Consider the following 9,714-nt stretch of genomic DNA (forward strand, 5'->3'; position numbering starts at 1 on the left):
CGAAGAAGCCCGGCATCAACAACAGCCCCGGCCCACCATCCCGGAAGGGCGCGAACCGCGCGCGGATCTCCTCCACGCGGGGCGTCGCCTGGAGCGGATCCCCCGAACACAGCAGCACCTGCCGAGGGTCCAGGCTCGTGGGCTGAAGCCCCCGCGCCTCCAGCAGCGCCGCGAGCAGCAGACAGGACGCCCGCTCCCCCAGGCCCGACAGGTGCGCGAGCACCGACGGCGAGCACTCACGCAACAGCCCCACGCCCTGCAACAGCCCGCGCAGCTCGGCTCCCAGCGCCACCAGCCCCTCCGCCAGCGGCCGCGTCTGGGCGGGCTTCAAGTCCGCGCTCAGGGCCTTCGCGATGGCGGAGTGCGTGTCCTCGAAGCGGGCGCACGCCGCCTGCACCGGCTCGCCCTCCTGCGCCACCCGGGCCGCGTCCACCAGCAGGTTGGTGATGCCCGACACCGCGGAGGCCACCAGCGCCACCCGCTCCGTCTTGCGCGCCTCCTCGACGAGCGCCACCACGCCGCGCATCCGATGCGCATCCCCGACACTGGTGCCACCGAATTTCATCACGCGCATGACACGGCCTCCTCGCGGCGGGACGGGGCACGGCGGTGGGTGTTCATCGGAGGCGTCAGGGTCGTCATGGAGGTGTCTCTGGGGGTGTTGGAGGCAACGAAAAAGCCCCGCGCTCGGGAGGAGCGCGGGGCCGGGTTCGGGAGGGGGACCCTGGGAGGTCCATCCGAAGTCAGGCGGTCCGCGCTCCGCGAGGAGTCAGGCCGGTGCAAGTGCGCGTCAGGGCGGTCTGGGAACGCGTGCCCACGGAGGACGTCGTCCCCCCGTGCCGCAGGCTGTTCCCGCGCTGTCCGCCCATGCAGTCACCATCCTAGCCGTTTCACTGACACCTGGTGAGGGGACGGGCAACCGGGCCCCCGGACTCCAGGGCCCACCGTGGTGCGCGGCCCCAAGGCTGCCGACATTCACGGTGTCACCTGTTGACCTACCTCACTGGGAGCACCCCATGGCCACCCGCAAGAAGAGCGACAAGGACACCGGCGCCCACAAGCCCGGCTTCGCCAAGGACCGCGTGGAGCGGGGCCTGGAAGCGGACGACACCAAGCCCCTGTACGCGGACGCAGCCAAGCACTCCACCGAGGAGCAGAAGTTCGCCTTCGACAGCGATGCCCCGGTGGGCGGCAACACCAACCACAGCGGCAGTGTCCTGGATGACGTGGACGCCGAGGAGCGCGAGGAGCGCGGCCGCCTCAAGGCCGAAGCCCTGGAGGACAGCGAGAACGAACCCATCCGGGAATGAAAAAAGGCCGGAGCCCCGACCCACGTCGGGACCCCGGCCAGAATCACTTCCTCACGACGCCCCTGCTACGGGGTCGCGGCCTTGGGCGCGGGCGCCGTGTCCGGCGTCTCCACCAGGGTCAGCTTGCCCAGGTTCAGCGGCGTGACCTGCTCCTGGATGACCAGCGGGTCGCCCACGAGCACCACCTGCATGGCGGCCGGGTCCAGGTAGGCCTCGGCCACGCGCTGCACCTCGGCGGCGCTGGCGTCGCGCAGGCCCTCCACGCTCTTCTTGAACTCATCCATCGGGCGGCGGTGGAAGAAGAGCTGCGCGGCGCTGCCACCCAGGCCCTCCACCGTTTCGAAGGCGCCCGGGAAGGCGCGGATGAGGCCCTCGCGCGCGGCGGCCAGCTCCTTCTCCGTGATGGGGTTCGTCTTGATGCCGGCCAGCTCCTTCATGAACTCGTTGAGCGCGGGGCCGGTGACGTTCTGCCGCACGGCCGCGTTCGCGGTGAGCGGACCCACGCCCAGGCGCGTGCCCAGGTGCGCGTTGGCGCCGTAGCTGTAGCCCTTGTCCTCGCGGATGTTCATGTTGAGCCGGCTGCCGAAGAAGCCGCCGAACACCGTGGTGGCCAGCTCCAGCGGGTACTCGTCCGCGTGGCCCGCGGCGAGGCCGGGACGGCCCACCAGCACCACCGTCTGCTCCAGGCCCGGCTTGGGCACCACGCGCACCTGCTGACGCGGGGGCGCGGGAGGCGCGGGAGGCGGCTTGGGCGCCACCGCCCCACCCTTCCAGCCGCCGAAGTACTTCTTCGCCCACTCCACCGCCTGCGGCAGCGTCACGTCACCGGTCATGATGAGCGCGGCGGCGCGGGGCCCCGTGTTCTTCACGTAGAAGTTCTTCGCGTCCGCCAGCGTCAGCGACTGCACCGTCTTGGGGGTGCCCCCGGACGGATGGCCGTACGGGTGGTCCGCGCCGAAGACGGCGGCGTAGTAGGCCTGCTGCGCGAGGAAGTTCGGGTCGCCCATGCGGCGCACCAGCTCCCCCAACTGCTGCTTCTTGCGCCGCTCGAAGGCCTTGGCGTCGAAGGTGGGCCGCAGCACCACGTCCGCCAGCAGCGCCATCACCGCGTCCACGTTGCGCGTGAGCACGCGAGCGCCCACGAAGGCGCCGTCGGGCTCCACCGACAGCGCGGGCGACACGCCCAGGTCCGCGAACGCGTTGTCCAGCGCCACCGTGTCGCGCTTGCCCGCGCCCTCCAGCAGCATCCGGTAGGACAGGTCCGCCACGCCCAGCTTCGCGAGGGGTTCCTGCGAAACCCCCGAAGCGAAGGCGATGCCCGCGAACACCAGCGGCAGTTCCTTGCGCGTGCTGACGATGACGGTGAGCCCGTTGTCCAACTGGGCCTTCTCGAACGTGGGCAGCACGATGTCCGGCGGCGTGCCGGGCTTGGGCTGCGTGTCGCGGAACGCCTCCGGATCCGGCGCGGGTGTCTGGGGTTGCTGCGAGGCCGGCGTCTCCGGGGGCGGGGCCTCCGCGGGCTTCGTGGTGGCGCAGGCGGAGACGGTCAGCGTGAGGAGGGCAGTGAGGATTCGGCGGTGCATGGTCAACGGGCCTCCTTGCCCGAACCGGAAGACGGCGGCGCGCCCTTGCTGGACGGCACCGCGTGGAGGACGACGCGCGCATCGGGACGCAGCACGTCGTTGGCGAACTGCTTCACCAGCGCGGGCGTCACTTCCTGGTAGCGCGCCAGGTCCTGCGCGACGTAGCTGGGCTCGCCCACGAACTGGTTGTAGCTCTGCAGCGTGTCGGACTTGCTGCCGGAGCCGCCCACGGCCTGCAGGCCCGCCAGCTGACGCGTGTCATAGCGGGTGCGCGCGCGGACGATCTCCTCCTGCGTGACTCCGTCCTTGCGGACCTCGTCCAGCACCGCGTCGATCTCCTTCTGCAGCGCGTCCGTGGTGACGCCGGGCCGGGCCACCGCCTCGATGGTGAACACGGACTGCGCGCCCTGGCTCTGCTGGGTGGCGTCCACGCTCTGGGCCAGCTGCTTGTCCAGCACCAGCCGGCGGTACAGGCGGCTGGCGCGGCCGGTGCCCAGCGCGGTGGCGAGCACGTCCGCCGTCGCGTCCCCGGGCTTGAGGTACGGGGCGGTGAGCCACGACATGGAGAGCAGGGGCAGCGTGGCCACCTTCTCGTCGTGGCGGATGACCGTCTCCCGCGTGACCTTCACGGGCTTCACGTCGGGCCGCTTGGGCTTGGGGCCGGAGGGCAGCGTGGCGAAGTACTTCTCCACCAGCGCCTTGGTCTTCGCGACGTCGAAGTCGCCCACGATGGCGAGCGTCGCGTTGGCGGGCGCGTACCAGGTGCGGAAGAACGCCTTCACGTCGTCCACGTTGGCCGCGTCCAGGTCCTTCATGGACCCGATGACGTTGCCCGAGTACGGGTGCGGGGCCGGGAACAGCGCCTGCCACGCCTTCTCCTGCGCCTCACCGTAGGGGGCGGTCTCCACGCCCTGGCGGCGCTCGTTCTTCACCACCTCGCGCTGCGTCTCCAGCTTCTTCTCCGTGAGGGCATCCAGCAGGAAGCCCATGCGGTCGCTCTCCAACCACAGCGCGGTCTCCAGCAGGTTGCTGGGCACGGTCTCGTAGTAGTTGGTGCGGTCGAAGCTGGTGGTGCCGTTGAGGTCGGAGGCGCCCGCCTGCTCCAGCAGGCCGATGTGCACGTCGTCCGCCACGTGCTTGGAGCCCTGGAACATCATGTGCTCGAAGAGGTGCGCGAACCCGGTGCGCCCCGGCTGCTCGTCGTAGGCGCCCACGTGGTACCAGACGTTGACGGCCACCACGGGCAGCTTGCGGTCCACGGAGAGGATGACCTCCATGCCGTTGGGCAGCGTGTACTTCTCATACGGGATGGCCAGGTTTTCGCGGCCGGGCTCCAACGGCTTCGCCTCGGGCTGCTGGGCGAGCGCCGGAGTCCCCAGCAACAGGGCCGCGGCGGCGAGGGCCTTCAATCGGGACAAGGTTCCTCCTCGGTTCAGGACGGTGCCTCGCGCGCTTAACACGCGCTCCGGGGCCTGTAAGCCGGAAGGAGACAGGGTGGGCTCCGGGGTGCTGGATGTTGCTCGCCGTGCGACACTGCGGCCATGAGCCTGGAGGTCCCTCCTTCCGCGCAGCCGCACTGCGCCGTCCACCCCGACGTGCTCGCGGGCGGCACGTGCTCGCGCTGTGGCGCCTTCGTCTGCGCGGACTGTGTCCGGTTCCCGCTGGGCAGTGAGCGCGTCTTCTGCGTCGCCTGCTCCAAGCGCCCGGAGGTGGACTACCTGGAGGCCTTCCGCCTGGAGCACTGGGGCCGGCGCGACTCCTGGGCCTGGACGGTGGGGATGCTCACCCTGTCCCTCTTGCTGGGCGTGTTCCTGTCGCTCGCGTCCGGGGGGGCGCCCTCCCGGAAGGAGTGGCTGTTCTCGGCGCTGTACCTGGCGTCCGTGCCGGTGGGCGGGGCCTTCTTCCTGGGCAGGCCGTGGGCGCGGCCCGCGCTGGTGGTGACCCCCCTGGTGCTGGCGCTGGGCGCGGGCGTGCTGGAGCCGGCGCAGCGCATCCACCACCTGCTGTCCGCCCTTCCCTTCATGTTCGTCGCGGTCCTCATCCACCGCGACGTGCGCAACCGGCTCTTCTTCCGGCAGCCCGTGACGCCCGGCGCGCTGGCGGCGATGTGGAACCGGCTGCGCAACAATCCCATCGCGCGTCAGGCCTTCCACTTCGGTCTCAGCGGGCTGCTCATGCCGTTGCTCTCGCCGCTCGCGGTGGTGTGCGGCGTGGTGGGGCTGTTTCGGGTGAAGCCCCAGGCGCATCCACCCATCGGGCGGCGGGGACAGGCCCTCGCCGGCATCGTCCTGGGGGTCCTCGGTCCGCTGCTGTGGATGCTCGTCCTGTTGCCCTATCTGGACCAGCACTTCGGGTTGGTGAGAAAGGATTGAGGGGGGCCTCGCTGCTCCGGGCCCCTCCTCCGCCCGGGAGGCTTTAGAAGCTGTATGTGTTCAGGCCACCGTTCGCGCGGATGTTGTCGCGCACGTGTTTCCCAGCGCCCACGCACTCACCGCGGGCCGCATCCAGCAGGATGTCGGACGTGTCCGTCTGGGTCAGGTCTCCCTTCTGGAAACATGACGCCAGGGGCAGGCCCTTGAGCCACGCGTCCTGCCGGAAGACCACGCGCAGGGAGCCGGCTTTCTTCAGCCCGAAGTCACCCGGGGCCTCGAAGCGCAGCACCTCCCCGGCCGGCAGCGTCAGGTCCATGTTCCAGATCTTGGAGTCCTTGAAGAGGCGTGTTCGGGCCTTGAAGCCGTCGCCCGCCAGTTGGAATTCGACCCGCCGGTAGGTGCCGGGAGGAAGCTCCAGCGGTGGAGACACGTCTCCGGTCGCCAGGTTGACGGAGACCGGGCCCGCGAGCGTGACCGTGCCCTGGTCCCCGCTGTCCTCGCACCGCGCTTCGTCGGGAAGCGAATCGCTCACGGTCGAGCAACCGAGTCCCGAACCCAACTCCAGACGGATGTTGGCCACCGTGACGCTGGCGCCATCCATCTGGAAGGTGAGTCCGTCATCCGAGGCGATGTTGGGAAGGGAGGGAGGCGATTCCATGGCCCGGACGCCCACCAGGGTCGGGTCGCCGGCGAGGAACGAGGGCTGGAGGGCGAAGACGAGCCGGGTGTGGACGCCCGTATCGCCACAGCCGGAGAGACACAGGGGCAGCAAAGGCAGACACATCAGACGCGACCACGAAGGAAGGGACATGGCGGGAGGTTGCGACAAGAAAAGGGAACGTTCCGGCCGGCGTTCCCGTGAGAGGCCGCGAGGGCCCCGGTGAAAGCACTGAAACATCTCAGGGGATGAAGACATACAGCCTGCCGCTGGACAGGATGTTGTGTTTCACGCGCTCGGCGGCGCCTTCGCACGCGCCGCGAGCCTCCTCCAGGCGCAGCGTCCTGTCCGTGAGGGTCAGCTCTCCCGTCGTGAGGCATTGCTTCACGGGGACCCCCTGGAGCCAGAGGGACGCGTCCAGCATGCCCACCTGGACGGTGCCGTCGGGCCGTTCGATTTCGACGTCGATGGGCCCGGGCGGCTCGAAGCGCAGGGCTTCCTGGGTGGAGAGGTCCAGCTCGAGCATGTTCGTCTGTCCCTTGAAGTAGAAGCTCGCGCGGGCGCTGAAGCTCGGGCCCGTGGGCGGGGTCGTTCCCAGCCGGGAATCGACGCGGCGATAGACACCCGCCGGAATACGCAGCGGTCCCTCCGGACGGGTCGTTCCCTGACTCCAGTCCACTTCGAGCGGCCCCGGGAGGACCAGGGCTCCCGGCTGTCCCCCCACCGCGTCCTCGCACGTCATCACGGGGGACAACAGGTCCTGGAGGCTGGCACAGGTCCGGGCCCCGGGCAGCGCCAGGCGCACGTCGAACAACGTGGAGGTGGCGGAGCGCAGCTGGAACTCGAGCCCGTCGCTGGACTTGAAAGAGGGCGGCGTGGGCGGGGGCACCTCCATCACCTGGACGCTGGCGTCCGGTCGTGAAGCGGCGCCGAACAGCGTCGTCGGGTCGAGCCCGAAGCGCAGGGAGAACGCGTCCGGCTCACCCCCGCAGGAGGTCAGGCCCGGCACGACGAGGGCAAGGCACCAGGCGCGCGGCCACGGGATGTGGGGCATGTCGGAAGTGAAGCCGTCAGGGGGAACGCCTCCGGCCGGGCGTTCCGTGCGGCGGACCCCGTCAGGGCCCGCGAAGCCGCAGCATGTCCGAAGCCGGGGACGCCAGGTCAACCTTCACGTCACATCCCGCCGAGCTTCGTTTCCAGTTCCGACAAATCGCGGTGCACGCTGGGGTCCGTCTCCCGCAGGCCCTCCACCTTGCGCACGGCGGAGATGACGGTGGAGTGGTCCTTGTTGAAGCGGGACGCGATCTCCGGGAACGAGCTCTTGGTCAGCTTGCGGCTCAGGTACATGGCCACCTGGCGCGCGTGGGCCAGGGCCTTGTGGCGCCGGTCTTCCTTCAGCGCTTCCACGGTCAGCTTGTAGAAGCGGGCCACCTCGCGCTGGATGGCCTCCACGTCCACGGTGCGCTGCGCGGGCAGGATGTCCCGCAGCACCTGGGCGGCGAACTCCTCCGTCACCGGCTGGCGCGTCAGGCTGTGCATCGCGGACAGCTTCACGAGCGCGCCTTCCAACTCGCGCACGTTCTTCTGCACGTGCCGGGCGATGAAGTGCGCCACGGGGTCGGGCAGGTTCAGTCCCTCCTGCTCCGCCTTCTTCTGGAGGATGGCGACGCGCGTCTCGTAGGTGGGCTCGCGGATGTCCGCCATCAGGCCCATGGCGAAGCGGCTGCGCAGGCGGTCCTCCATGCCGGGGACCTCCGCGGGCACCATGTCGCTGGTGAGCACGATGGCCTTGTTGAGGCTGAAGAGCGTCTCGAAGGTGTAGAAGAACTCCTTCTGCGTCTCCTCGCGCTTGCCCAGGAACTGGATGTCGTCGATGAGCAGCACGTCGCACTCTTCGCGGAACTTCCGGCGGAAGTCCGTCATGCGGTGCTCGCGCACGCTCTCCACGTACTCGTTGGTGAACTGCTCGCTGGACAGGTAGACGACGCGCTGGGTGGGGTCCTTCTCCCAGATGTGATTGCCCACGGCCTGGAGCAGGTGGGTCTTGCCCAGGCCCGTGCCGCCGTAGATGTAGAGTGGGTTGTAGTTGTGGCCCGGCCGGTGGGCCACGGCCTGGGCGGCCGCGGCGGGGAGCTGGTTGCTGTCCGCCACCACATAGGTGTCGAAGGTGAAGCGCGGGTTGAGCCGGGACGGCCGCGCCGAGTTCACCTTCACGGTGGGGGTGGGCGGCAGGTTCGCGGACGGCGGAGGTCCGACGACGACCTCATAGGCGACGCGGCCCAGCGACGGCTCCAGCCGGGACAGGTGCGTCTCCAGCATGGCGCGGTAGTGGTCATCCACCCAGTCGCGGAAGAAGCGGTCGGGCACGCCCAGGACGAGGGCGTTCTCGCGCACCTCCAGGGGGCGCATCCGCTCCAGCCACGTCAACGCGTAGTGGAGGCCCTCCTGGCGGATGGCTTCCAGCGTGCGGGTCCAGACGACTCCGGCACTGGGCAGCGACGGCGGGGCTTGGGTGGCGAGGGCGTTCACACGGAGGCTCGAAGGACGGTGCGGAGGGGGGAACCAGCGGGCGTCCGGCCGTGCTAACAGAGGGTTTCTGGGCGATCAAGGAACCGGCCAGAAGCTCAACAGTTCCCAGGGGTTCACCCTCCTGGAGTGATCTGTCGGGGATCCACCCACGGCCTGGGTGTCGGAGCGCGTCGGATCCGCCCTGCCCTGCTGTCCGTGGATCCACGCCAGGTGGATCTTCCCCCGACGGATGCAGGGTCCATGGATGGGCGCTGGGACGGCGTGAAGCACGTTCCTTGCCCCCTCCTCCCTTTTCCCACATGATCGGTCGGGTCCACCCATCCCGGTGCAACAGGGATGGGGCAGGGTGATCCTGTGATTGACTTGTCCAGGAAATAGGGTTACGGACGCCCCCTTTCCAATGTACGGGTCGCGCCGGGAGTCCCGGGCGCCGCCTTCAGCTCTCAGGGAGTAGTCGTGTCCAAGCGCACGTACCAGCCGTCGAAGATCCGGCGCAATCGCGCCCACGGGTTCCGGAAGCGGAACGGCACCAAGTCCGGCCGGGATGTCCTCAAGCGCCGTCGCGCGAAGGGCCGTAAGCGTCTGGTGGTTTCGTCGTTCAAGAAGTAACTGGACGCACGTGTGATGGCCGAGGGAGCGGCGCCGCGGGTGCCTCAGGCAACCGGCGAGCGCTTCCCCAAGGCCTTTCGCCTGCTTCAGCGACGTGAGTTCCTGGAGGTCCAGGAGGGCGGTCAGAAGCTACCGTCCGACTGCCTCCTGGCGCTCGTCCAACGCAACAACCGGGCGCACTCCCGCGTGGGGCTCACCGTTTCCAGCAAGGTGGGCAACGCGGTGGTGCGCGCGCGTCTTCGCAGGGTGCTGCGCGAGCTGTTCCGCAAGCGCCGCGCGCAATGGCCGCCCGGTCTCGACGTAGTCCTGGTCGTTCGCTCCTCGGCGAAGGAGGCTTCCTTCGCGCAAGTTTCCCGTGCGTTCGACGGCGTCACCCGTAAGCTGCAACGGCTCTTTCCGGCACCGACCGTGCCCCCTAAAGAGCCAGCCCCATGAGTCCACTCGCCTTCGTCATCGCCCTGCCCATCCGCTTCTATCGGCGGTTCCTGGGGCCGCTGCTGCCGAAGGCGTGTCGGTTCCATCCCTCGTGCTCCACCTACGCCATGCAGGCGCTGGAGAAGCACGGCGGCCTCAAGGGCAGCGCCTTCACCGTCTGGCGCCTGCTGCGCTGCCAGCCATTCCACCCCGGCGGATTCGATCCCGTCCCCTGACGG

The 9,714-nt window shown here is 69.5% G+C and carries 11 protein-coding genes; 5 read left to right on the forward strand and 6 right to left on the reverse strand.

All coding sequences use genetic code 11. From position 1 onward, the window contains the following. Positions 1 to 574, reverse strand: a 574-nt coding sequence (locus D7Y13_RS32150) for an amino acid kinase family protein (protein ID WP_439329247.1), incomplete at its 3' end; no start/stop codon positions are given. Positions 575 to 1,016: 442 nt separating this feature from the next. Between D7Y13_RS32150 and D7Y13_RS32155 the strand changes: the two genes are divergently transcribed. Beyond that, positions 1,017 to 1,310 carry a hypothetical protein gene (locus D7Y13_RS32155; protein WP_120537276.1) on the forward strand — a complete coding sequence of 98 codons (294 nt, stop codon included), beginning with the start codon at positions 1,017 to 1,019 and terminating at the stop codon, positions 1,308 to 1,310. Positions 1,311 to 1,375: 65 nt separating this feature from the next. Here the strand turns inward: D7Y13_RS32155 and D7Y13_RS32160 are convergent, their stop codons facing one another. Then, a complete protein-coding gene (locus D7Y13_RS32160; RefSeq protein ID WP_120583860.1) occupies positions 1,376 to 2,893 on the reverse strand; it encodes a M16 family metallopeptidase in 1,518 nt (505 codons plus the stop codon). A gap of 2 nt (positions 2,894 to 2,895) precedes the next feature. After that, positions 2,896 to 4,302, reverse strand: a complete 1,407-nt coding sequence (locus tag D7Y13_RS32165; protein WP_120583861.1) for a M16 family metallopeptidase — start codon at positions 4,300 to 4,302, stop codon at positions 2,896 to 2,898. Positions 4,303 to 4,434: 132 nt separating this feature from the next. Here D7Y13_RS32165 and D7Y13_RS32170 point away from each other — a divergent pair, with 132 nt between their 5' ends. Next, positions 4,435 to 5,265, forward strand: coding sequence for a DUF4190 domain-containing protein (locus D7Y13_RS32170; protein WP_120583862.1), 831 nt, complete (start codon positions 4,435 to 4,437; stop codon positions 5,263 to 5,265). 43 nt (positions 5,266 to 5,308) lie between these two features. Here D7Y13_RS32170 and D7Y13_RS32175 read toward each other — a convergent pair whose 3' ends face one another. The 3 genes from D7Y13_RS32175 to dnaA all read right to left on the reverse strand — a co-directional run bounded on the left by D7Y13_RS32175 (position 5,309) and on the right by dnaA (position 8,452). Further along, complete coding sequence (locus D7Y13_RS32175; RefSeq protein ID WP_147444308.1) at positions 5,309 to 6,049, reverse strand: hypothetical protein; 741 nt, start codon at positions 6,047 to 6,049, stop codon at positions 5,309 to 5,311. A gap of 115 nt (positions 6,050 to 6,164) precedes the next feature. Further along, a complete protein-coding gene (locus tag D7Y13_RS32180) occupies positions 6,165 to 6,977 on the reverse strand; it encodes a hypothetical protein (RefSeq protein WP_120537281.1) in 813 nt (270 codons plus the stop codon). Positions 6,978 to 7,096: 119 nt separating this feature from the next. Next, complete coding sequence (gene dnaA / locus D7Y13_RS32185; RefSeq protein WP_120537282.1) at positions 7,097 to 8,452, reverse strand: chromosomal replication initiator protein DnaA; 1,356 nt, start codon at positions 8,450 to 8,452, stop codon at positions 7,097 to 7,099. Positions 8,453 to 8,908: 456 nt separating this feature from the next. Between dnaA and rpmH the strand changes: the two genes are divergently transcribed. From rpmH to yidD, 3 genes are read left to right on the forward strand one after another with little or no spacing between them, the layout of a single operon-like run. Further along, entirely contained in the window at positions 8,909 to 9,061 is a 153-nt protein-coding gene (rpmH, locus tag D7Y13_RS32190) for a 50S ribosomal protein L34 (protein WP_120537283.1), read from the forward strand. Between the two features lie 12 nt (positions 9,062 to 9,073). Next, positions 9,074 to 9,496, forward strand: coding sequence for a ribonuclease P protein component (rnpA, locus tag D7Y13_RS32195; RefSeq protein WP_370450836.1), 423 nt, complete (start codon positions 9,074 to 9,076; stop codon positions 9,494 to 9,496). After that, complete coding sequence (yidD, locus tag D7Y13_RS32200; protein ID WP_120537285.1) at positions 9,493 to 9,711, forward strand: membrane protein insertion efficiency factor YidD; 219 nt, start codon at positions 9,493 to 9,495, stop codon at positions 9,709 to 9,711. Before rnpA ends, yidD begins: the two co-directional genes overlap by 4 nt. Positions 9,712 to 9,714 lie beyond the last annotated feature (3 nt).

Origin of the sequence: Corallococcus praedator, assembly GCF_003612125.1 — a bacterium.
Lineage (GTDB): Bacteria > Myxococcota > Myxococcia > Myxococcales > Myxococcaceae > Corallococcus > Corallococcus praedator.

What these genes read in the sequence shown, in the direction of transcription:
- D7Y13_RS32175 (WP_147444308.1), bottom strand. Translation starts at nt 6,049, where the DNA reads ATGTGTCTGCCTTTGCTGCCCCTGTGTCTCTCCGGCTGTGGCGATACG.
- yidD (WP_120537285.1), top strand. Translation starts at nt 9,493, where the DNA reads ATGAGTCCACTCGCCTTCGTCATCGCCCTGCCCATCCGCTTCTATCGG.
- D7Y13_RS32155 (WP_120537276.1), top strand. Translation starts at nt 1,017, where the DNA reads ATGGCCACCCGCAAGAAGAGCGACAAGGACACCGGCGCCCACAAGCCC.
- D7Y13_RS32170 (WP_120583862.1), top strand. Translation starts at nt 4,435, where the DNA reads ATGAGCCTGGAGGTCCCTCCTTCCGCGCAGCCGCACTGCGCCGTCCAC.
- D7Y13_RS32180 (WP_120537281.1), bottom strand. Translation starts at nt 6,977, where the DNA reads ATGCCCCACATCCCGTGGCCGCGCGCCTGGTGCCTTGCCCTCGTCGTG.
- D7Y13_RS32160 (WP_120583860.1), bottom strand. Translation starts at nt 2,893, where the DNA reads ATGCACCGCCGAATCCTCACTGCCCTCCTCACGCTGACCGTCTCCGCC.